Annotated in this window: 23 protein-coding genes; 13 read left to right on the top strand and 10 right to left on the bottom strand. The window is 59.6% G+C overall.

Annotated features, from left to right (window positions below; all coding sequences use genetic code 11):
- Nucleotides 1–12: 12 nt before the first annotated feature.
- The 9 genes from rapZ to KJF94_RS01130 all read right to left on the bottom strand — a co-directional run bounded on the left by rapZ (nt 13) and on the right by KJF94_RS01130 (nt 6,749).
- Nucleotides 13–870 (bottom strand): RNase adapter RapZ, encoded by an 858-nt coding sequence (gene rapZ / locus KJF94_RS01090; RefSeq protein ID WP_214380685.1) that lies wholly within the window; start codon nt 868–870, stop codon nt 13–15.
- 2 nt (nt 871–872) lie between these two features.
- Nucleotides 873–1,337 (bottom strand): PTS IIA-like nitrogen regulatory protein PtsN, encoded by a 465-nt coding sequence (gene ptsN, locus KJF94_RS01095; RefSeq protein WP_214380686.1) that lies wholly within the window; start codon nt 1,335–1,337, stop codon nt 873–875.
- A gap of 12 nt (nt 1,338–1,349) precedes the next feature.
- Nucleotides 1,350–1,658, bottom strand: a complete 309-nt coding sequence (gene hpf / locus KJF94_RS01100) for a ribosome hibernation-promoting factor, HPF/YfiA family (protein WP_007941242.1) — start codon at nt 1,656–1,658, stop codon at nt 1,350–1,352.
- A 74-nt stretch (nt 1,659–1,732) separates the two neighbouring features.
- Entirely contained in the window at nt 1,733–3,226 is a 1,494-nt protein-coding gene (locus KJF94_RS01105; protein ID WP_017336540.1) for an RNA polymerase factor sigma-54, read from the bottom strand.
- Between the two features lie 184 nt (nt 3,227–3,410).
- Entirely contained in the window at nt 3,411–4,136 is a 726-nt protein-coding gene (lptB, locus tag KJF94_RS01110; protein WP_017336541.1) for an LPS export ABC transporter ATP-binding protein, read from the bottom strand.
- Nucleotides 4,136–4,684: a lipopolysaccharide transport periplasmic protein LptA gene (gene lptA, locus KJF94_RS01115; protein ID WP_214380687.1), complete on the bottom strand. Its 549-nt coding sequence runs from the start codon at nt 4,682–4,684 to the stop codon at nt 4,136–4,138. Before lptA ends, lptB begins: the two co-directional genes overlap by 1 nt.
- Complete coding sequence (gene lptC, locus KJF94_RS01120; protein WP_214380688.1) at nt 4,671–5,243, bottom strand: LPS export ABC transporter periplasmic protein LptC; 573 nt, start codon at nt 5,241–5,243, stop codon at nt 4,671–4,673. Before lptC ends, lptA begins: the two co-directional genes overlap by 14 nt.
- Nucleotides 5,244–5,250: 7 nt before the next feature.
- Nucleotides 5,251–5,775, bottom strand: coding sequence for a KdsC family phosphatase (locus KJF94_RS01125; RefSeq protein ID WP_008037377.1), 525 nt, complete (start codon nt 5,773–5,775; stop codon nt 5,251–5,253).
- Nucleotides 5,775–6,749 carry a KpsF/GutQ family sugar-phosphate isomerase gene (locus tag KJF94_RS01130; protein WP_150633259.1) on the bottom strand — a complete coding sequence of 325 codons (975 nt, stop codon included), beginning with the start codon at nt 6,747–6,749 and terminating at the stop codon, nt 5,775–5,777. Before KJF94_RS01130 ends, KJF94_RS01125 begins: the two co-directional genes overlap by 1 nt.
- A 275-nt stretch (nt 6,750–7,024) precedes the next feature.
- Here KJF94_RS01130 and KJF94_RS01135 point away from each other — a divergent pair, with 275 nt between their 5' ends.
- The 10 genes from KJF94_RS01135 to hisC all read left to right on the top strand — a co-directional run bounded on the left by KJF94_RS01135 (nt 7,025) and on the right by hisC (nt 14,977).
- On the top strand, nt 7,025–7,834 hold the full coding sequence (locus tag KJF94_RS01135) for an ATP-binding cassette domain-containing protein (protein ID WP_214380689.1): 810 nt from the start codon (nt 7,025–7,027) through the stop codon (nt 7,832–7,834).
- On the top strand, nt 7,834–8,631 hold the full coding sequence (mlaE, locus tag KJF94_RS01140; protein ID WP_084318116.1) for a lipid asymmetry maintenance ABC transporter permease subunit MlaE: 798 nt from the start codon (nt 7,834–7,836) through the stop codon (nt 8,629–8,631). Before KJF94_RS01135 ends, mlaE begins: the two co-directional genes overlap by 1 nt.
- Nucleotides 8,631–9,098 carry an outer membrane lipid asymmetry maintenance protein MlaD gene (gene mlaD / locus KJF94_RS01145; RefSeq protein WP_010463308.1) on the top strand — a complete coding sequence of 156 codons (468 nt, stop codon included), beginning with the start codon at nt 8,631–8,633 and terminating at the stop codon, nt 9,096–9,098. Before mlaE ends, mlaD begins: the two co-directional genes overlap by 1 nt.
- A gap of 11 nt (nt 9,099–9,109) precedes the next feature.
- Nucleotides 9,110–9,766, top strand: coding sequence for an MlaC/ttg2D family ABC transporter substrate-binding protein (locus tag KJF94_RS01150; RefSeq protein WP_214380690.1), 657 nt, complete (start codon nt 9,110–9,112; stop codon nt 9,764–9,766).
- Nucleotides 9,763–10,068, top strand: a complete 306-nt coding sequence (locus KJF94_RS01155; protein ID WP_214380691.1) for an STAS domain-containing protein — start codon at nt 9,763–9,765, stop codon at nt 10,066–10,068. The genes KJF94_RS01150 and KJF94_RS01155 overlap by 4 nt, the downstream gene beginning before the upstream one ends.
- 113 nt (nt 10,069–10,181) lie before the next feature.
- Entirely contained in the window at nt 10,182–10,421 is a 240-nt protein-coding gene (locus KJF94_RS01160) for a BolA family protein (protein WP_150710210.1), read from the top strand.
- 22 nt (nt 10,422–10,443) lie between these two features.
- Nucleotides 10,444–11,709: a UDP-N-acetylglucosamine 1-carboxyvinyltransferase gene (murA, locus tag KJF94_RS01165; protein WP_017336551.1), complete on the top strand. Its 1,266-nt coding sequence runs from the start codon at nt 10,444–10,446 to the stop codon at nt 11,707–11,709.
- 126 nt (nt 11,710–11,835) lie between these two features.
- Entirely contained in the window at nt 11,836–12,471 is a 636-nt protein-coding gene (gene hisG / locus KJF94_RS01170) for an ATP phosphoribosyltransferase (protein ID WP_007901570.1), read from the top strand.
- 125 nt (nt 12,472–12,596) lie between these two features.
- Complete coding sequence (hisD, locus tag KJF94_RS01175; protein WP_214380692.1) at nt 12,597–13,922, top strand: histidinol dehydrogenase; 1,326 nt, start codon at nt 12,597–12,599, stop codon at nt 13,920–13,922.
- A gap of 2 nt (nt 13,923–13,924) precedes the next feature.
- A complete protein-coding gene (gene hisC, locus KJF94_RS01180) occupies nt 13,925–14,977 on the top strand; it encodes a histidinol-phosphate transaminase (protein ID WP_214380693.1) in 1,053 nt (350 codons plus the stop codon).
- Nucleotides 14,978–15,100: 123 nt separating this feature from the next.
- On the opposite strand, the gene algW is transcribed toward hisC, so the two are convergent.
- Entirely contained in the window at nt 15,101–16,261 is a 1,161-nt protein-coding gene (algW, locus tag KJF94_RS01185) for a Do family serine endopeptidase AlgW (RefSeq protein WP_214380694.1), read from the bottom strand.
- Nucleotides 16,262–16,363: 102 nt separating this feature from the next.
- Between algW and KJF94_RS01190 the strand changes: the two genes are divergently transcribed.
- From KJF94_RS01190 to cysN, 3 genes are all read left to right on the top strand, one after another.
- Nucleotides 16,364–17,122 (top strand): Nif3-like dinuclear metal center hexameric protein, encoded by a 759-nt coding sequence (locus KJF94_RS01190; RefSeq protein WP_214380695.1) that lies wholly within the window; start codon nt 16,364–16,366, stop codon nt 17,120–17,122.
- A 248-nt stretch (nt 17,123–17,370) separates the two neighbouring features.
- Nucleotides 17,371–18,288 carry a sulfate adenylyltransferase subunit CysD gene (gene cysD, locus KJF94_RS01195; protein ID WP_028621848.1) on the top strand — a complete coding sequence of 306 codons (918 nt, stop codon included), beginning with the start codon at nt 17,371–17,373 and terminating at the stop codon, nt 18,286–18,288.
- A 9-nt stretch (nt 18,289–18,297) separates the two neighbouring features.
- On the top strand, nt 18,298–20,196 hold the full coding sequence (gene cysN / locus KJF94_RS01200) for a sulfate adenylyltransferase subunit CysN (protein ID WP_214380696.1): 1,899 nt from the start codon (nt 18,298–18,300) through the stop codon (nt 20,194–20,196).
- Nucleotides 20,197–20,289 lie beyond the last annotated feature (93 nt).

Raw genomic sequence — 20,289 nt, forward strand, 5'->3', positions numbered from 1 at the left:
GATGTGAATCCTTTAGCTGAGGTCGCGGTGGCGGACCTGGACGTTCTTCAGGGATTTTTGCAGGGCCTGACCCAGACGTTCGGTCAGGTAGACGGAGCGGTGATGCCCGCCTGTGCAGCCAATGGCAATGGTGACATAAGCACGGTTGCTGGCGGCAAAGCGGGGCAGCCATTTGAGCAGGTACGTGGAGATGTCCTGGAACATCTCCTCGACGTCCGGCTGGGCCGCCAGGTACTCGGCAACCGGTAGATCAAGCCCGGACTGATCGCGTAGCTCCGGCTTCCAATAGGGGTTCGGCAGGCAGCGCACGTCGAACACCAGATCGGCGTCCACTGGCATGCCGCGCTTGAATCCAAAAGACTCCACCAGGAACGCAGTGCCGGGTTCGGGCTGGTTCAGCAGGCGCAACTTGATGGTATCGCGCAGCTGATACAGGTTCAGGTTCGTGGTGTTGACCTTGAGATCGGCGAGGTCGGCAATTGGCCCGAGCAGGCTGGTTTCATCGTTGATCGCCTCGGCCAGCGAGCGATTGGCGCTGCTTAGCGGGTGACGACGGCGGGTTTCCGAAAAGCGCTTGAGCAAGGTTTCTTCGTCGGCATCCAGATACAGGACATCGCACTGGATATGCCGGCTGCGGACTTCTGCGAGCAGTTCCGGAAAACGGGTCAGGTGACTCGGCAAGTTGCGTGCGTCGATGGAGACGGCAACCAGCGGCTGCGCGAGCTCAGTATGAATCAACGCACGTTCGGCCAGTTCCGGCAGCAACCCGGCGGGCAGGTTGTCGATGCAGTAATAGCCGTTGTCCTCGAGAACATCGAGTGCGGTACTTTTACCTGAGCCGGAACGGCCACTGACGATGATCAAGCGCATGATTAGTGCCCGTTTTGCTCGTCCAGGACAACCTGATACAAGGCTTCATTGCTCGCGGCGCTACGCAGGCGATCACGGACTTCCTTGCGATCAAGCATGCTTGCGATCTGGCGGAGCAATTCAAGGTGCGCATCGGTAGCCGCTTCCGGGACCAGCAGAACGAACAGCAGGTCAACCGGGGCGCCGTCGATGGCGTCAAAATCGATGGGAGCGTCCAGGTGCATCAAGGCACTGATGGGCGAGGTGCAACCTTTCAGCCGACAGTGGGGGATAGCGATGCCGTTACCAAAACCGGTCGAGCCAAGTTTTTCACGGGCAATCAAAGCCTCGAAGACATCTTGCATCTCCAGAGCCGGCACTTCGCGGGCGATCAGATTGGCAATTTGCTCGAGGGCTTTCTTTTTGCTGCCGCCCGGCACGTTCACGAGGGAACGGCCGGGGGTCAGGATGCTTTCAAGTCGGATCATGGGTTGGGAGTGTTAACGACCGGTCGCGCCCTGGAGGAGGCTTTGGGTCTTTTCCTTATGCTTTTTGAGTTGTTTATCCAGCTTGTCGGTCAGCGCGTCGATCGCCGCGTACATGTCGGTATGTTCCGCGTTTGCGACCACTTCATTGCCGGGAATATGCAGCGTGGCTTCGATTTTCTGCTTCAGCTTCTCGACCGTCATCGTGACTTGCACGTTGGTGATCTTGTCGAAATGCCGCTCTAATCGTTCGAGTTTTTCGCCGATGTAGGTGCGAAGAGGTTCGGTCACTTCCAGTTGGTGTCCACTGATGTTGACTTGCATACAGCTTCTCCTTCGTTGCCAGTGCATAAAGCGGTAGATCAGATGATCTACCACTGGAACGCTGTGGCGTGGCTCTACATCAACCGCTTGCGTTCGCTCGAAGGCGCGATCCCGAGGGATTCGCGGTACTTGGCGACGGTGCGGCGAGCCACCTGAATGCCTTGTGCCTCCAGTAAACCAGCGATCTTGCTGTCACTCAACGGCTTTTTCTGATTTTCCGCAGCAACCAGTTTTTTGATGATCGCGCGGATCGCCGTGGACGAGCATTCGCCGCCTTCGGAGGTGCTGACATGGCTGGAGAAAAAGTATTTCAGCTCATATATGCCCCGAGGGGTATGCATGAATTTTTGCGTGGTCACCCGGGAAATCGTTGATTCGTGCATGCCCACCGCTTCGGCGATGTCATGCAGCACCAACGGTTTCATCGCTTCGTCGCCGTATTCCAGAAAACCGCGTTGATGCTCGACGATCTGGGTGGCAACTTTCATCAGGGTTTCGTTACGGCTTTGCAGGCTCTTGATGAACCAGCGAGCCTCTTGCAACTGATTGCGCATGAAGGTGTTGTCGGCGCTGGTGTCGGCGCGGCGCACGAAACCGGCGTATTGGGCGTTGACCCGCAGCCGCGGTACCGATTCCTGATTCAGTTCTACCAGCCAGCGCTCGTTGTCCTTGCGCACGATCACGTCGGGAACGACGTATTCGGCTTCACTGGACTCGATCTGCGAGCCAGGGCGTGGGTTGAGGCTCTGTACCAGTTCGATGACCTGGCGCAGTTCATCTTCCTTGAGCTTCATGCGGCGCATCAGCTGGCTGTAGTCGCGGCTGCCGAGCAAGTCGATGTAGTCGGTGACCAGGCGCTTGGCCTCGGCCAGCCAGGGTGTCTTGGCGGGCAGCTGGCGCAATTGCAGCAGCAGGCATTCGCCGAGGTTGCGGGCGCCGATGCCCGCCGGTTCGAATTGCTGGATGCGATGCAGGACGGCTTCGATCTCGTCCAGTTCGATGTCGAGTTCCGGATCGAAGGCTTCGAGGATTTCCTCGAGAGTTTCGTCCAGGTAGCCCTGATTGTTGATGCAATCGATCAGGGTCACGGCGATCAGGCGATCGGTGTCGGACATTGGCGCCAGGTTCAGTTGCCATAACAGATGGCTTTGCAGACTTTCACCGGCCGATGTGCGGGTGGTGAAATCCCACTCGTCGTCATCGTTGCTCGGCAGGCTGCTGGCGCTGGTCTGGTAGACGTCTTCCCATGCAGTGTCGACGGGCAGTTCGTTGGGAATGCGCTCGTTCCAGTCGCCCTCATCGAGGTTGTCCACCGTCGGGGCGGTTTCCTGGTAGGAGGGTTCTGAGACGTCGGCGTTGGGTTGCTGTTCGGCTTTGTCGGCCAAGGGGTCGGCGTTATCGAAGTCGTCGCCTTCTTCCTGGCGTTCGAGCATCGGATTGGACTCCAGGGCCTCCTGGATTTCCTGTTGCAGGTCCAGGGTCGACAATTGGAGCAGGCGGATGGCCTGTTGCAGCTGCGGTGTCATCGTCAGCTGCTGGCCCATTCTCAAGACTAGCGATGGTTTCATGGCAGGGGCTAAACACCTTATTCGCCGGCGCACATGCGCCATCCACTACAGGGCGCCGAAGCGCCAAACATAAGCAAATTATATGCCCGAAACTGCAGCGTTTGCCTAGAGCGCTGTAACAATAAAAAAGTATTGATTTTTTATCGAGACAAACGCTCGGACAACCAGCCAGACACCTCAGCGCTTACAGGCGGAACTCATGGCCCAGATAAACTTCTTTCACGAGGTCATTGGCCAGGATCGTGGCAGAGTCACCTTCGGCGATCAGCTGGCCATCGTTGACGATGTAGGCGGTTTCGCAGATATCCAGGGTTTCACGGACGTTGTGATCGGTGATCAGCACGCCAATGCCCTTGGCCTTGAGGTGGTAGATAATCTGCTTGATATCGCCCACCGAAATCGGGTCTACACCGGCGAAGGGTTCGTCGAGGAGGATGAATTTCGGGTTGGTTGCCAGTGCCCGGGCGATTTCCACACGGCGGCGTTCGCCACCGGACAGGCTCATGCCGAGGTTGTCGCGGATGTGGCTGATGTGGAATTCCTGCAGCAGGCTTTCCAGCTCTTTGCGACGATCGGCCTTGTCGAGTTCCTTGCGGGTCTCGAGGATCGCCATGATGTTGTCGGCGACCGAGAGTTTGCGGAAGATCGACGCTTCTTGCGGAAGATAGCCGATACCGGCCTTCGCACGACCGTGCATCGGCTGGTGGCTGACGTCCAGATCGTCGATCAGGACGCGACCCTGATCGGCCTGAACCAGGCCGACGATCATGTAGAAGCAGGTGGTCTTGCCGGCGCCGTTAGGACCAAGCAGGCCGACGATCTGACCGCTGTCGATGGACAGGCTGACGTCGCGCACGACCTGACGGCTCTTGTAGCTCTTGGCCAGATGCTGAGCTTTCAGAGTTGCCATTACGGGGCCTTTTGCTCTTCGGTTTTCTTTTTCGGCTGGATCACCATGTCGATGCGCGGACGCGACTCGGTCACGTTGGTGCCTGTGGCACGGCCGGCGCTGGCGAGCTTTTTGTTGGTGTCGTAGACGATTTTCTCGCCTTGGGTAACGTTGCCGTCCTTGTCGATGACTTTGGCGCGATCGATCAGCACGACGCGGTCTTGCGAGGCGTGGTATTGGATGGTGACTCCGTAGCCCTGAACCGGCTTGGTGTCGCCAGCGGTCTGCAGCTGCTCGAAGTAGGCCAGGTTGCCCACCGAAGTCACCACGTCAATGTCGCCCGCAGCAGTTCGAGTGATGGTCACAGTATTGCCTTTAACGATCATCGAACCCTGGGTAATGATCACGTCACCTTTGTAGGTGGCAATACCATTCTTGTCGTCCAGCTGGGCATCGTCGGCCTGGATGCGGATAGGCTGCTGTTGATCGTTCGGCAGAGCCCAGGCGCTCACGCTTCCCAGTGCTGCGCCCAGACCGAGCAAAATAGGGAGAGTTTTAACGAGCCTCATACTGTCCTCTTACGTTCGATAGCAGGTGTATCCTGCTTTCTTTCAAATACGCTTTCATTCCCTTGCCAGTCGAGACACCACCAGCGCCGTCGATTCTAACGGGTTGATCGGTCTGCGCATATTGCTGTTGCGGGAACACTGTCATGCGGGTGGTGGTAATCAGGGTCTTGCGGTTTTTCTCGTCGAAACGCGTGATGCGCACCGAGTCGATCAGCTCGACCTGGGTGCCATCCGAATTGACTTCGCCGTGTTCGCTCTGGACGTGCCAGGGGAATTGGGTGCCGCGGAACAGGTTCAGGTCCGGGTTGGTCAGCAGCGTCACTTCGGTCGCCTTCAGGTGTTCAACCTTGTCGGACGTCATTTCGTACTGCAGCTTGCCGTCTGGCAGGTACTGCACGCTGTGGGCGTTGAGTGCGTAATAGTCGATCGCGCTTTCATCGACCTTTGCCACCGGCTGGTCGAGGAAGCGTTCCGGGCTGATGTTCCAGTAGCCGACCGCCGCAAAAATCGCTGCGATGCAACTGAACATCAGGATGTTGCGAAATTTCTTGCTCAGCATAGTTGGCTCACAGGTACGCAGCGTTGGCCGCATCGAGGCGGCCCTGGGCGCGCAGGATCAATTCGCAGAATTCGCGGGCGGCACCCTCGCCACCACGGGCCTGGGTGATGCCATGGGCGTGTTCACGCACGAAGCTGGCGGCATTGGCCACCGCCATGCCCAGGCCAACGCGGCGAATCACCGGCAGGTCTGGCAGGTCGTCACCGAGGTAGGCGACTTGCTCATAGCTTAGATTGAGTTGGGCGAGAAGTTCGTCCAGCACCACCAGTTTATCTTCGCGGCCCTGATACAGGTGGGGAATGCCGAGGTTCTTCGCCCGTCGCTCGACCACCGGGGTCTTGCGGCCGCTGATGATAGCGGTCTGTACGCCGGCTGCCATCAACATCTTGATGCCCTGGCCGTCGAGCGTGTTGAAAGTCTTGAATTCGCTGCCGTCTTCAAGGAAGTACAGGCGCCCGTCGGTCAGGACGCCGTCGACGTCGAATACCGCCAGTTTGATCTGTTTGCCGCGTTGCAGCAGGTCCGTGCTCATTACATTACTCCTGCACGCAGCAAGTCGTGCATGTTCAAGGCGCCGACCGGACGGTCTTCGCTGTCGACCACGACCAGCGCGTTGATTTTATGGTCTTCCATGATTTTCAGGGCCTCGGCGGCGAGCATCTCGGCGCGGGCAGTCTTGCCGTGGGCGGTCATGACCTGGTCGATCGTGGCGCTGTGAATGTCGATGCTGCGATCCAGGGTACGGCGCAAATCGCCGTCGGTGAAGATCCCGGCGAGTTTGCCGTCGGCTTCCAGAATAACGGTCATGCCCAGGCCCTTGCGGGTCATTTCCATCAGCGCGTCCTTCAGCAGTGTTCCGCGCTGCACTTGCGGTAGTTCCTGCCCGGCGTGCATGACGTTTTCCACTTTCAACAGCAGGCGTCGGCCCAGCGCGCCACCGGGATGGGAGAAGGCGAAGTCTTCAGCGGTGAAGCCGCGGGCTTCGAGCAACGCAACGGCCAGGGCATCGCCCATGACCAGGGCGGCGGTGGTCGACGATGTCGGTGCCAGGTTCAGCGGGCAGGCTTCGTGTTCGACATGCACATTGAGATTGACCTCGGCAGCCTTGGCCAGCGGAGAGTCGGGGTTGCCGGTCACGCTGATCAATTTGATGCCCAGGCGTTTGATCAACGGCAGTAGGGTGACAATTTCATTGGTGGAGCCGGAGTTCGACAGGGCCAGGATGATGTCGTCGCGGGTAATCATGCCCATGTCGCCGTGGCTGGCTTCGGCAGGGTGCACAAAGAAAGCCGTGGTGCCGGTGCTGGCCAGGGTGGCGGCAATCTTGTTGCCGATATGCCCCGATTTGCCCATGCCGACCACGACCACGCGGCCTTTGCTGGCCAGAATCATCTCGCAAGCGCGTACGAAATCTGCGTCGATATGGGGCAGCAAGCCTTGTACGGCTTCCAGTTCGAGGCGGATGGTGCGTTGTGCTGATTGAATCAGGTCGCTGGATTGGCTCATGTCAGAAATCGTATAGCCTGATGAAAAGGCGGCGATTATAGCGGTAATGATCGAAACCCTCACGCAAGTTCGTCGCGCTTTGACATTCCCTGTTACCGAATCCCTCTAAATGAAGCTTTTTGCCCGCCATGTTGCTGAACATGGCCAGGCTTGGCCCTTGGGCGCTTGGCCTTTGCAGTGATATAGTTCGCCGCCAGTTCGGCCTGCCCGGGAGGTATGTGCTTTCGTCAGAAAGTCAGGCGTCCGAGTGAGAGGCTGCATCGCAAGGAGTTTAGATGAGTGCCGATAACGCCTACGCGGTCGAGCTGAAGGGACTGACCTTCAAGCGCGGTACGCGCAGCATTTTCAATAACGTCGATATCCGTATTCCGCGCGGCAAGGTCACCGGCATCATGGGGCCTTCCGGGTGTGGCAAGACCACACTGTTGCGTTTGATGGGCGCCCAATTGCGCCCGACCAAGGGCGAAGTCTGGGTCAACGGTCAGAACCTGCCGAAACTGTCGCGCAGCGATCTTTTCGATGCACGCAAGCATATGGGAGTGCTGTTTCAGAGCGGCGCGCTGTTTACCGATCTCGATGTGTTCGAGAACGTTGCCTTTCCCCTGCGCGTTCATACCGAGCTTCCGGAAGAAATGATCCGGGACATTGTCCTGCTCAAATTACAGGCCGTGGGCCTGCGTGGCGCCATCGACCTGATGCCTGACGAGCTGTCCGGCGGCATGAAGCGCCGTGTCGCGCTGGCCCGGGCGATTGCCCTCGACCCGCAGATTCTCATGTATGACGAGCCTTTCGTCGGTCAGGACCCGATCGCCATGGGCGTTTTGGTGCGTTTGATCCGCCTGCTCAACGATGCCCTGGGCATCACCAGCATCGTGGTCTCCCACGACCTGGCGGAGACCGCGAGCATCGCTGACTACATCTATGTGGTCGGCGAAGGCCAGGTGTTGGGGCAGGGCACGCCCGAGGAACTGATGAACTCGCAAGAGCCACGGATTCGCCAATTCATGACCGGCGAACCCGACGGCCCGGTCGCATACCACTTTCCAGCGACGGATTACCGCGCAGATCTTCTGGGGAAGCGTTGATGCGCAAGATTTCACTCATAGAACGCGTGCGCCGGTTCGGCCACGCCGGCATCGACGTGCTGGCGGTGTTCGGCCGTTCGACGATTTTCCTGTTTCATGCCTTGCTTGGCCGTGGCGGCATCGGCGGCGGTTTTGGCCTGCTGATCAAGCAACTGCATTCGGTGGGCGTGATGTCCCTGGTGATCATTGTGGTCTCCGGGGTGTTCATCGGCATGGTGCTGGCGCTGCAGGGGTTCAACATCCTCTCCAGCTACGGTTCGGAGCAGGCGGTCGGGCAGATGGTTGCCCTGACCTTGCTGCGCGAATTGGGTCCAGTGGTCACGGCACTGCTGTTCGCCGGACGCGCCGGTTCGGCCCTGACGGCTGAAATCGGCAACATGAAATCCACCGAGCAGCTGTCCAGTCTGGAAATGATTGGTGTCGACCCGCTCAAGTACATCATTGCCCCGCGCCTGTGGGCCGGCTTCATTTCCCTGCCGGTGCTGGCGATGATTTTCAGCGTGGTGGGTATCTGGGGCGGTTCGTGGGTGGCTGTCGACTGGCTGGGTGTGTATGAAGGTTCCTACTGGTCCAACATGCAGAACAGCGTGACGTTCACTGACGATGTGCTCAACGGCATCATCAAAAGTATCGTCTTCGCCTTTGTCGTGACCTGGATCGCCGTATTCCAAGGCTATGACTGCGAGCCCACATCCGAGGGGATCAGTCGTGCCACTACCAAGACCGTTGTGTATGCCTCGTTGGCTGTACTCGGCCTGGACTTTATTCTGACCGCCTTGATGTTTGGAGATTTCTGATGCAAAACCGCACCCTGGAAATCGGTGTCGGCCTTTTCTTGCTGGCTGGCATCCTGGCTTTGCTGTTGCTGGCGTTGCGGGTGAGTGGCCTGTCCCCGAGCGCAACCACCGATACGTATAAACTTTATGCCTATTTCGACAATATCGCCGGTTTGACGGTCAGAGCTAAAGTGACCATGGCCGGTGTGACAATCGGCAAGGTCACGGCGATCGATCTGGACCGCGACAGTTTCACCGGTCGGGTGACGATGCAACTGGAAAAGCGCGTAGATAACCTGCCGACTGACTCCACTGCATCTATTCTGACTGCGGGCCTGTTGGGCGAGAAATACATCGGGATCAGCGTGGGCGGCGAAGAAGGCCTGCTCAAGGATGGTGGAACCATCCACGACACCCAGTCGTCGCTGGTGCTCGAGGACCTGATCGGTAAATTCCTGCTCAATACCGTTAGCAAAGACGCCAAATGAGGAGCTTTTGAATGATCTCTACCTTGCGACGTGGCCTGTTGGTATTACTCGCGGCCCTGCCGTTGATGGCTAACGCCGTGGCGGCGCCTTCCGCGCACGAACTGGTACAGGACACCACGACCCGGTTGCTGGCGGACCTGTCAGCCAACAAAGAGAAGTACAAGCAGGATCCGCAGGACTTTTATACGGCGCTGAACACCATCGTCGGCCCTGTGGTGGATGCCGAGGGCATTTCCAAGAGCATCATGACGGTCAAATACTCGCGCAAGGCCACGCCTGCGCAGATGAAGACCTTTGAAGAAAACTTCAAAAAGGGCCTGTTCCAGTTCTATGGCAACGCCTTGCTCGAGTACAACAATCAGGGCATCGTCGTCGACCCTGCCAAGGATGAGTCGGGAGACCGCACCAGCGTTGGCATGACGGTCAAGGGCAGCAACGGCGCGATCTATCCGGTGTCCTACACACTCGAAAAGATCAATGGCGAGTGGAAGCTGCGTAACGTGATCATCAATGGCATCAACATCGGCAAGCTGTTCCGCGATCAGTTCGCTGATGCGATGCAGCGCAATGGCAACGACCTGGACAAGACCATCAATGGTTGGGCCGGTGAAGTCGCCAAAGCCAAGGAAGCCAGCGAGAAGCAGTCCACCGAGAAGCAGTCCCAATGAGTGTATCGGCCATTCGCATGAATGAGTCCGGTGAGCTGATGCTCAGCGGCATGCTGGACTACCGCACCGGCCCGGGCCTGCGCAAGCAGGGGCAGGCGCTGATCAAGGCCAGCAAGGCCGCCGCCTTGGTGGTGGATTGTTCGGCGGTGTTGAAGTCCAGCAGTGTCGGCTTGTCGCTGCTGCTGTGTTTCATGCGTGATGCGCAGGAGGCCGGCAAGCCGCTGAGCATCCGTGCAATGCCCGAAGACATGCGTGAAATTGCTCAGGTCAGCGAATTGACCGAGCTGTTGGCGCATCCCTAACCGCATCGATAAGGAAGCCCCCCGTCAGAGTCCTGCTTCGCGGGGTTCGCAGGCGCGGGGCTTTTTTGTATGATGTCCGACCCGCGCGCACAGGGCGCCGATTGAGGTTGAGCATGCAGGCCGTAGAAGTGAAGAGCTTCCTTGAAGGAAAGCTGCCGAACACACAGGTGGAAGTTGAAGGCGAAGGCTGCAACTTTCAGCTGAACGTGATTAGCGATGAACTGGCGGCGTTGAGCCCGGTGAAGCGTCAGCAGCAGGTCTATGCCCATTTGAACCCATGGATCACCGATGGCAGCATCCATGCGGTCACTATGAAATTTTTCAGCAGCGCGGCCTGGGCCGAGCGCACCTGAGCCCAAGGGCGTCGAGATTCTTATGGATAAATTGATTATTACCGGTGGCGCTCGTCTTGATGGCGAGATCCGCATTTCCGGGGCAAAGAACTCTGCCCTGCCGATCCTGGCTGCAACCTTGCTGTGCGATGGCCCGGTTACCGTTGCCAACCTGCCGCACCTGCATGACATCACCACCATGATCGAGCTGTTCGGTCGCATGGGCATCGAGCCGGTGATCGACGAGAAACTCAGCGTCGAAATCGACCCGCGCACCATCAAGACCCTGATCGCCCCGTACGAACTGGTGAAAACCATGCGTGCGTCGATCCTGGTGCTGGGCCCGATGGTTGCCCGTTTCGGTGAAGCCGAAGTCGCACTGCCTGGCGGTTGCGCCATCGGTTCGCGTCCGGTGGACCTGCACATCCGTGGTCTTGAGGCCATGGGCGCGGTCATCGACGTCGAAGGCGGCTACATCAAGGCCAAGGCCCCTGAAGGCGGCCTGCGCGGTGCGCACTTCTTCTTCGACACCGTCAGCGTGACCGGTACCGAAAACATCATGATGGCAGCCGCTCTGGCCAAGGGCCGCAGCGTTCTGGCCAACGCCGCACGCGAGCCTGAAGTCGTCGACCTGGCGAACTTCCTGATCGCCATGGGTGCCAAGATCACTGGCGCCGGCACCGACACCATCACCATCGATGGCGTCGAGCGTCTGCACACCACCACTTACAAAGTGATGCCTGACCGTATCGAAACCGGTACCTACCTGGTGGCTGCCGCCGTGACCGGCGGTCGCGTGAAGGTCAAGGACACGGATCCGACCATCCTCGAAGCCGTTCTGGAAAAACTCCGTGAGTCGGGTGCCGAAATCACCTGCGGCGAAGACTGGATCGAGCTGAACATGCACGGCAAGCGGCCAAAAGCCGTCAACGTGCGGACCGCTCCGTACCCGGCGTTCCCGACCGACATGCAGGCGCAGTTCATCTCGCTCAACGCCATTGCCGAAGGCACCGGTGCGGTGATCGAGACGATCTTCGAAAACCGCTTCATGCACGTCTACGAGCTACACCGCATGGGCGCCAAGATCCAGGTCGAAGGCAACACCGCCATCGTCACCGGCACCGAGAAGCTGAAGGGCGCGCCAGTCATGGCCACCGACCTGCGTGCTTCGGCCAGCCTGGTGATCTCGGCGCTGATCGCCGAAGGCGACACGCTGATCGACCGCATCTACCACATCGACCGTGGTTACGAGTGCATCGAAGAGAAACTGCAGATGCTTGGCGCCAAGATCCGTCGCGTACCGGGCTAGTTTTTTGCTGCATGGGCATAAGGATGTGCCCGTTGAATTCGTTTCAAGTCGGGGGTCTTCGCCCTCGATGTGTGTCCGGCGCCAATTGTGACCGGGCACGTACCTTGATAAGGACTGACGTTTCCCATGTTGACCATCGCACTGTCCAAGGGCCGCATCCTTGACGACACCTTGCCGCTTCTGGCTGAAGCGGGCATCGTGCCGACCGAGAATCCGGACAAGAGCCGCAAGCTGATCATCCCCACGACCCAGGCCGATGTGCGCCTGCTGATCGTGCGCGCCACCGACGTGCCGACTTACGTCGAGCATGGTGCCGCTGACCTGGGCGTCGCCGGTAAAGATGTGCTGATGGAATACGGTGGCCAGGGCCTGTACGAGCCTCTGGACCTGCGAATTGCCCTCTGCAAGCTGATGACCGCTGGCCGTGTCGGCGACGTCGAGCCCAAGGGCCGTCTGCGCGTGGCAACCAAGTTCGTCAACGTTGCCAAGCGCTATTACGCGGAACAGGGTCGCCAGGTCGATATCATCAAGCTCTACGGCTCGATGGAACTGGCGCCGCTGATCGGTCTGGCGGACAAGATCATCGACGTGGTCGACACCGGCAATACGCTGCGCGCCAATGGCCTGGAACCTCAGGATTTCATTGCCGACATCAGCTCCCGGCTGATCGTCAACAAAGCTTCGATGAAAATGCAGCACGCCCGTATCCAGGCGTTGATCGACACCCTGCGCAAGGCAGTGGAGTCTCGACACCGCGGCTGATTCACCTGCGCGACCGCAAGGCGCGCCGTCTATCCGCCTCATAGCCAGAATTCTCAGGTGCCCAAGCGGATCGAATGTTAGCTTCGGGCGCCTGAGTTTTTTGCCAATCCTATGAGGCTCTCGCTATGACCGCACTGACTGCAATTCGCCGACTCAACGCTGCTGACCCGGATTTCGCACATCATCTGGATCATCTGCTGAGCTGGGAAAGTGTGTCTGACGACTCGGTCAATCAGCGGGTGCTGGACATCATCAAAGCCGTACGCGAGCGCGGCGATGCGGCGCTGGTAGATTTCACCCGGCAGTTCGACGGTCTGGACGTCGCCTCGATGGCAGACCTGATTCTGCCGCGCGAACGCCTGGAACTGGCCCTGACCCGAATCACCGTGCCTCAGCGCGAAGCCCTGGAAAAAGCCGCGGCCCGTGTGCGCAGCTACCACGAAAAGCAAAAGCAGGATTCCTGGAGCTACACCGAAGCCGACGGCACCGTGCTGGGCCAGAAGGTCACACCGCTGGACCGCGCCGGTCTTTATGTCCCGGGCGGCAAAGCGTCGTATCCGTCGTCCGTACTGATGAATGCGATCCCGGCCAAAGTGGCGGGCGTGACCGAAGTGGTCATGGTGGTGCCGACGCCGCGTGGTGAAATCAACGAGCTGGTGCTGGCCGCCGCTTGCATCGCCGGCGTTGACCGCGTCTTCACCATCGGTGGCGCACAAGCCGTTGCGGCGCTGGCTTACGGCACCGAAAGCGTGCCGAAGGTCGACAAGGTGGTCGGTCCGGGCAACATCTATGTTGCCACCGCCAAGCGCCACGTATTTGGCCAGGTCGGCATCGACATGATCGCCGGTCCGTCGGAAATCCTCGTGGTATGCGACGGCAAGACAGATCCGGACTGGATCGCCATGGACCTGTTTTCCCAGGCTGAACACGACGAAGACGCCCAGGCGATTCTGGTCAGCCCGGACGCCGAGTTCCTCGACCAGGTCGCTGCCAGCATCGCCAAATTGCTGCCGACCATGGAGCGTGCCGAGATCATCGAAACCTCGATTAACGGTCGTGGTGCGCTGATCAAGGTGCGCGACATGGAACAGGCGATCGAAGTGGCCAACCGCATTGCACCCGAGCACCTGGAGTTGTCGGTCGCTGACCCGCAAGCCTGGTTGCCGCAGATCCGTCACGCGGGCGCGATCTTCATGGGCCGTCACACCTCCGAAGCCCTGGGCGACTACTGCGCCGGCCCGAACCACGTGCTGCCAACCTCCGGCACCGCGCGCTTCTCATCGCCGTTGGGTGTGTACGACTTCCAGAAACGCTCGTCGATCATCTTCTGCTCCGAGCAAGGTGCGTCCGAACTGGGCAAGACCGCTTCCGTACTGGCCCGTGGCGAGTCGCTGACCGCCCACGCCCGCAGCGCCGAATACCGTATCGTTGACGAGCAAAAGGGGAACTGAACATGAGTAAATTCTGGAGCCCGTTCGTCAAGAATCTGGTGCCTTACGTGCCGGGCGAGCAGCCGAAACTGGCGAAACTGGTGAAGCTCAACACCAACGAAAATCCATACGGCCCATCGCCAAAAGCCCTGGCAGCGATGCAGACCGAGCTGAACGACAACCTGCGTCTGTACCCGGACCCGAACAGTGATTTGCTCAAGAACGCTGTCGCCAGGTACTACGGCGTGCAGAGCAATCAGGTGTTTCTCGGCAACGGTTCCGATGAAGTCCTGGCGCACATCTTTCACGGTTTGCTGCAGCACGATAAACCGCTGCTGTTCCCGGACATCAGCTACAGCTTCTACCCGGTTTACTGCGGGTTGTATGGCATCACGTTCGACGCGGTTCCGCTGGACGAGCAGTTCCAGATCGACCCGGCGGACTACGCCAAACCAAACGGCGGGATCATTTTCCCCAACCCGAATGCGCCGACCGGTTGCCTGCTGGCGCTGGACGCGGTTGAGCAAATCCTCAAGGCCAGCCCGGATTCGGTGGTCGTGGTGGACGAGGCGTACATCGACTTCGGTGGCGAGACGGCGATCAGCCTGGTGGACCGTTATCCGAATTTGCTGGTGACTCAGACCTTGTCCAAGTCCCGTTCACTGGCCGGCCTGCGAGTGGGGCTGGCGGTCGGACATCCGGATTTGATCGAAGCGCTGGAGCGGATCAAGAACAGCTTCAACTCTTACCCGCTGGATCGCATGGCGAATGTCGGCGCTGCGGCTGCGTTCGAGGACCGTGAGTATTTCGACAAGACGTGTCGTCTGGTGATCGAACACCGCGAATGGGTGATTTCGCAGTTGCAGGGCAAGGGTTTTGAAGTGCTGCCGTCGGCGGCGAACTTCATTTTCGCGCGTCATCCGCAGCACGATGCGGCAGGGCTGGCGGCGAAGCTGCGCGAGCAGGGCGTGATTGTCCGGCACTTCAAGCAGGAGCGGATTGCCCAGTTCCTGCGGATTTCCATTGGCACGCCGGAGCAGAATCAGGCGCTGATCGACGGTCTCGGCGACCTCTAAACTACCACTGACCCTGTAGGAGCAAGGCTTGCCCGCGAAGAGCGATAACGCGGTGTACCTGATGCACCGTGTCATCGTTCTTCGCGGGCAAGCCTCGCTCCTACAGGGTTTTGTGTTGGCTGTTTACTCTTCTTCTTTCTCTTTGACCGGCGCAGGCGGCGGACGCAAACCGATTTCCGCGGTCAGCTTCAGCTCCTTGCCGTTGCGCATCACCTGAATCGTGACTTTGTCGGTCGGCTTGATCCGCGCCACCTGATTCATCGAGCGACGGCCATCGCCGGCCGGTTCGCCATCGATGGCCAGAATCACGTCACCCAATTGCAAGCCAGCCTTCTGCGCCGGGCCGTCACGGAAAATTCCCGCGACCACAATGCCCGGACGCCCCGACAGGCCAAAGGATTCCGCCAGTTCCTGGGACAGCGGCTGCACTTCAATACCCAGCCAGCCGCGAATCACCTGGCCGTGTTCGATGATCGACTTCATCACTTCCATGGCCAGTTTGACCGGAATCGCGAAACCAATGCCCTGGGAGCCGCCGGACTTGGAGAAGATCGCGGTGTTGATGCCAGTCAGGTTGCCGTTGGCGTCCACCAGTGCACCGCCGGAGTTGCCGGGGTTGATCGCGGCGTCGGTCTGGATGAAGTCTTCGTAGTTGTTCAGGCCCAGCTGGTTGCGGCCGGTGGCGCTGATGATGCCCATGGTCACGGTCTGGCCGACGCCGAACGGGTTGCCGATGGCCAGGGCCACGTCGCCGATGCGGATGTTGTCGGAGCGGCCAACGGTGATCGACGGCAGGTTCTTCAAATCGATCTTCAGGACCGCGAGGTCGGTTTCCGGGTCGCTGCCGATGACGCGAGCCAGGGTTTCACGACCGTCCTTCAACGCGACCACAATCTGGTCGGCGCCGCTGGTCACGTGGTTGTTGGTCAGCAGATAACCTTCCGGGCTCATGATCACGCCGGAGCCGAGGCTCGATTCCATGCGCTTCTGCTTGGGCGCATTGTCGCCGAAGAAGCGGCGGAACTGCGGGTCTTCGAACAGCGGATGGTTCGGCTTGTTGATGACCTTGGTGGTGTACAGGTTCACCACCGACGGCGCGGCGGTGGTGACCGCGTCGGCATACGACACCGGACCTTGCTGCATCGTGGTGGTTTGCGGGGCTTGCTGCAGGTTGACGTCGAGGCTAGGAAGCCCGACCCACTGCGGGTAACGCTGGATGATCAATAAAGCGATAAGCACGCCGGCCAACAGCGGCCAGCCGGAAAAACGCAGCGCTTTGAGCATTAAGCACGTCCTGGAAGGTTGCAGGCGGTATGAGACCGCCCATAATGTCGCGCATTATACGAGGCCGCGCGCGCCTCTGAACGGGATATTTAGGAGTCTTTTATGGCCGTCGCCCTGAGCACCCTGGTCGAAGAAGCCGACCGTTATCTGAACAGTGCAAAGATTGCCGATTATTGCCCCAACGGGTTACAGGTTGAAGGTCGGCCGCAGGTGATGCGCATCGTCAGTGGCGTCACCGCCAGTCAGGCGCTGCTGGACGCTGCGGTCGAAGCCCAGGCCGACCTGGTGCTGGTGCATCACGGGTATTTCTGGAAGGGCGAGAACCCGTGCATCACCGGCATGAAGCAGCGTAGGTTGAAAACCCTGCTCAAGCACGATATCAGCCTGCTGTCGTATCACTTGCCGTTGGACCTGCACCCGGAAGTCGGCAACAACGTGCAGCTTGCGCGTCAGCTGGACATCACCGTCGAAGGCCCGCTCGATCCGGATAACCTTAAAGTTGTCGGTCTGGTGGGCTCTCTGAGTGAACCGGTGACACCGCGTGATTTCGCGCGCCGCGTGCAGGAAGTCATGGGCCGCGAGCCGTTGCTGATCGAAGGCAGCGAGATGATCCGTCGGGTCGGCTGGTGCACCGGTGGCGGCCAGGGTTACATCGATCAGGCTGTGTTGGCGGGTGTCGATCTGTACCTCAGCGGAGAAGCGTCCGAACAGACCTTCCACAGCGCCCGGGAAAACGACATCAGCTTCATCGCCGCCGGCCACCACGCCACCGAGCGCTATGGTGTGCAGGCGTTGGGCGATTACCTGGCGCGACGGTTTGCGCTGGAGCACATCTTCATCGATTGCCCCAACCCGATCTAGTTTTCACACATTCTTGTAGGAGCGAGGCTTGCCCGCGAAGAACGATAACGCGGTGTACCTGATGCACCGCGTTATCGTTTTCGCGGGCAAGCCTCGCTCCTACATGGTCCGTGTAGCCCAAACGAGGGGGTATATTCATATACCCTTTCGATCTAGCCCGCGGCCTGATTAGAAGAGGTCGCTGTGCTAGGATTCCCCGCTCGAACACGGCCCGCTGGCCGTCCATAAGATCGTTTTCGTGAGTAGCCATGGTCGACAAACTGACGCATCTGAAACAGCTGGAGGCCGAAAGCATCCACATCATCCGCGAGGTCGCCGCCGAGTTCGATAACCCGGTGATGCTGTACTCCGTCGGTAAAGACTCCGCCGTGATGCTGCACCTTGCGCGCAAGGCATTCTTCCCGGGCAAGCTTCCGTTCCCGGTGATGCACGTCGACACCCGGTGGAAGTTCAAGGAAATGTACGCGTTCCGCGACCGCATGGTCGAAGAGCTCGGCCTTGACCTGATCGTGCACGTGAACCCCGATGGCGTCGCGCAGGGCATCAACCCGCTGACCCACGGCAGCGCCAAGCACACCGATATCATGAAAACCGAAGGCCTTAAACAGGCCCTCGACAAGCACGGCTTCGACGCCGCGTTCGGTGGCGCTCGCCGCGACGAAGAGAAGTCCCGTGCCAAAGAGCGCGTGTATTCCTTCCGCGACACCAAGCACCGCTGGGACCCGAAAAACCAGCGTCCAGAGCTGTGGAACGTCTACAACGGCAACGTCAACAAGGGTGAGTCGATCCGCGTTTTCCCGTTGTCGAACTGGACCGAGCTGGACATCTGGCAGTATATCTACCTCGAAGGCATCCCGATCGTTCCACTGTATTTCGCCGCCGAGCGCGACGTCATCGAGATGAATGGCACCTGGATCATGATCGACGACGAACGCCTGCTCAATCACCTGAGCGACGAAGACAAGGCACGCATCGTCAAGAAAAAAGTCCGTTTCCGCACACTGGGTGACTACCCGTTGACCGGTGCGGTCGAGTCCGAGGCCACCAGCCTGACCGACATCATTCAGGAAATGCTCCTGACGCGAACTTCCGAACGCCAGGGCCGGGTCATCGACCACGATGGCGCAGGCTCGATGGAAGAAAAGAAACGTCAGGGTTATTTCTAAGGGGTTGTCATGTCGCACGCATCTGATTTGATCAGCGAGGACATCCTCGCCTACCTGGGCCAGCACGAACGCAAGGAAATGCTGCGCTTTCTGACCTGTGGCAACGTCGACGACGGCAAGAGCACCCTGATCGGGCGCCTGCTGCACGACTCCAAGATGATCTACGAAGATCACCTGGAAGCCATTACCCGCGACTCGAAAAAAGTCGGCACCACCGGCGAAGACATCGACCTGGCATTGCTGGTCGACGGCCTGCAGGCCGAGCGTGAGCAGGGCATCACCATTGATGTCGCTTACCGCTATTTCTCCACCGCCAAGCGCAAATTCATCATCGCCGACACCCCTGGCCATGAGCAGTACACCCGCAACATGGCCACCGGTGCATCCACCTGTGACCTGGCGATCATCCTGGTCGACGCCCGTTACGGCGTGCAGACCCAGACCCGTCGCCACAGCTTCATTGCCTCGTTGCTCGGCATCAAGCACATCGTGGTCGCCATCAACAAGATGGACCTCAACGGCTTCGACGAAAGCGTGTTCGAGTCGATCAAGGCCGACTACCTGAAATTCGCCGAAGGCATCGCATTCAAGCCGACCACCATGGCCTTCGTGCCGATGTCGGCGCTGAAGGGCGACAACGTGGTGAACAAGTCCGAGCGCTCGCCGTGGTACACCGGCCAGTCGCTGATGGAAATTCTCGAGACCGTCGAGATCGCCAGCGACCGTAACTACACCGACCTGCGTTTCCCGGTGCAGTACGTCAACCGTCCGAACCTGAACTTCCGTGGTTTCGCCGGCACCCTGGCCAGCGGCATCGTGCACAAGGGCGATGAAGTCGTTGTGCTGCCGTCGGGCAAGAGCAGCCGCGTCAAATCCATCGTCACTTTCGAAGGTGAACTGGAACACGCCGGTCCTGGTCAAGCGGTGACGCTGACCATGGAAGACGAAATCGACATCTCTCGCGGCGACTTGCTGGTGCACGCCGACAACCTGCCGCAAGTGACCGACGCCTTCGACGCCATGCTGGTGTGGATGGCCGAAGAACCGATGCTGCCGGGCAAGAAATACGACATCAAGCGCGCCACGAGTTACGTGCCGGGTTCGATCACCAGCATCGTCAACCGCGTTGACGTGAACACCCTGGAAGAAGGCGCGGCGAGTTCGTTGCAGTTGAACGAGATCGGTCGGGTCAAGATCAGCCTCGACGCGGCCATCGCTCTGGACGGTTACGCGAGCAACCGCACCACCGGTTCGTTCATCGTCATCGATCGTCTGACCAACGGCACCGTCGCCGCCGGCATGATCATCGCTCAGCCGTTGGCGCATGGCAGCAGCACGCACCACGGCAAACTGGCCCACGTGGCCACCGAAGAACGCGCCCAGCGTTTCGGCCAGCAGCCGGCCACCGTGTTGTTCAGCGGATTGTCGGGCGCGGGCAAAAGCACGCTGGCCTACGCGGTTGAACGCAAGCTGTTCGACATGGGCCGTGCGGTGTTTGTGCTCGACGGTCAGAACCTGCGTCACGACCTGAACAAAGGTCTGCCCCAGGATCGCGCCGGGCGTACCGAGAACTGGCGTCGTGCGGCGCACGTTGCGCGTCAGTTCAACGAAGCCGGTCTGCTGACGCTGGCAGCCTTCGTTGCACCGAGTGCCGAAGGTCGTGAGCAGGCCAGGGACCTGATCGGCAAGGAGCGTCTGCTGACGGTCTACGTCCAGGCCTCGCCGACGGTCTGTGCCGAGCGTGATCCGCAAGGCTTGTACGCGGCGGCCGGGGATAACATCCCGGGTGATTCCTTCCCGTACGACGTGCCGCTGGACGCCGACCTCGTGGTCGACACCCAGTCGCTGACGCTGGAAGAAAGCGTCAAGCAAGTGCTGGATCTGCTGCGCCAGCGTGGCGCGATCTAAGCGTTAGCCGCGCAATAAAAAACCCGCCGATGAGTGATCATCGGCGGGTTTTTTTGTGTCCTTGGAATCGCCATCGCTGGCAAGCCAGCTCCC

It is taken from the genome of Pseudomonas hormoni (assembly GCF_018502625.1).
Taxonomy (GTDB): Bacteria; Pseudomonadota; Gammaproteobacteria; order Pseudomonadales; family Pseudomonadaceae; genus Aquipseudomonas; species Aquipseudomonas hormoni.

What these genes read in the sequence shown, in the direction of transcription:
- lptC (WP_214380688.1), bottom strand. Translation starts at nt 5,243, where the DNA reads ATGCTGAGCAAGAAATTTCGCAACATCCTGATGTTCAGTTGCATCGCA.
- KJF94_RS01125 (WP_008037377.1), bottom strand. Translation starts at nt 5,775, where the DNA reads ATGAGCACGGACCTGCTGCAACGCGGCAAACAGATCAAACTGGCGGTA.
- cysN (WP_214380696.1), top strand. Translation starts at nt 18,298, where the DNA reads ATGTCGCACGCATCTGATTTGATCAGCGAGGACATCCTCGCCTACCTG.
- rapZ (WP_214380685.1), bottom strand. Translation starts at nt 870, where the DNA reads ATGCGCTTGATCATCGTCAGTGGCCGTTCCGGCTCAGGTAAAAGTACC.
- murA (WP_017336551.1), top strand. Translation starts at nt 10,444, where the DNA reads ATGGATAAATTGATTATTACCGGTGGCGCTCGTCTTGATGGCGAGATC.
- lptB (WP_017336541.1), bottom strand. Translation starts at nt 4,136, where the DNA reads ATGGCAACTCTGAAAGCTCAGCATCTGGCCAAGAGCTACAAGAGCCGT.
- hisC (WP_214380693.1), top strand. Translation starts at nt 13,925, where the DNA reads ATGAGTAAATTCTGGAGCCCGTTCGTCAAGAATCTGGTGCCTTACGTG.
- hisD (WP_214380692.1), top strand. Translation starts at nt 12,597, where the DNA reads ATGACCGCACTGACTGCAATTCGCCGACTCAACGCTGCTGACCCGGAT.
- KJF94_RS01130 (WP_150633259.1), bottom strand. Translation starts at nt 6,749, where the DNA reads ATGAGCCAATCCAGCGACCTGATTCAATCAGCACAACGCACCATCCGC.
- hpf (WP_007941242.1), bottom strand. Translation starts at nt 1,658, where the DNA reads ATGCAAGTCAACATCAGTGGACACCAACTGGAAGTGACCGAACCTCTT.
- KJF94_RS01155 (WP_214380691.1), top strand. Translation starts at nt 9,763, where the DNA reads ATGAGTGTATCGGCCATTCGCATGAATGAGTCCGGTGAGCTGATGCTC.
- cysD (WP_028621848.1), top strand. Translation starts at nt 17,371, where the DNA reads ATGGTCGACAAACTGACGCATCTGAAACAGCTGGAGGCCGAAAGCATC.
- lptA (WP_214380687.1), bottom strand. Translation starts at nt 4,684, where the DNA reads ATGAGGCTCGTTAAAACTCTCCCTATTTTGCTCGGTCTGGGCGCAGCA.
- mlaE (WP_084318116.1), top strand. Translation starts at nt 7,834, where the DNA reads ATGCGCAAGATTTCACTCATAGAACGCGTGCGCCGGTTCGGCCACGCC.
- KJF94_RS01105 (WP_017336540.1), bottom strand. Translation starts at nt 3,226, where the DNA reads ATGAAACCATCGCTAGTCTTGAGAATGGGCCAGCAGCTGACGATGACA.
- mlaD (WP_010463308.1), top strand. Translation starts at nt 8,631, where the DNA reads ATGCAAAACCGCACCCTGGAAATCGGTGTCGGCCTTTTCTTGCTGGCT.
- hisG (WP_007901570.1), top strand. Translation starts at nt 11,836, where the DNA reads ATGTTGACCATCGCACTGTCCAAGGGCCGCATCCTTGACGACACCTTG.
- KJF94_RS01160 (WP_150710210.1), top strand. Translation starts at nt 10,182, where the DNA reads ATGCAGGCCGTAGAAGTGAAGAGCTTCCTTGAAGGAAAGCTGCCGAAC.
- algW (WP_214380694.1), bottom strand. Translation starts at nt 16,261, where the DNA reads ATGCTCAAAGCGCTGCGTTTTTCCGGCTGGCCGCTGTTGGCCGGCGTG.
- ptsN (WP_214380686.1), bottom strand. Translation starts at nt 1,337, where the DNA reads ATGATCCGACTTGAAAGCATCCTGACCCCCGGCCGTTCCCTCGTGAAC.
- KJF94_RS01190 (WP_214380695.1), top strand. Translation starts at nt 16,364, where the DNA reads ATGGCCGTCGCCCTGAGCACCCTGGTCGAAGAAGCCGACCGTTATCTG.
- KJF94_RS01150 (WP_214380690.1), top strand. Translation starts at nt 9,110, where the DNA reads ATGATCTCTACCTTGCGACGTGGCCTGTTGGTATTACTCGCGGCCCTG.
- KJF94_RS01135 (WP_214380689.1), top strand. Translation starts at nt 7,025, where the DNA reads ATGAGTGCCGATAACGCCTACGCGGTCGAGCTGAAGGGACTGACCTTC.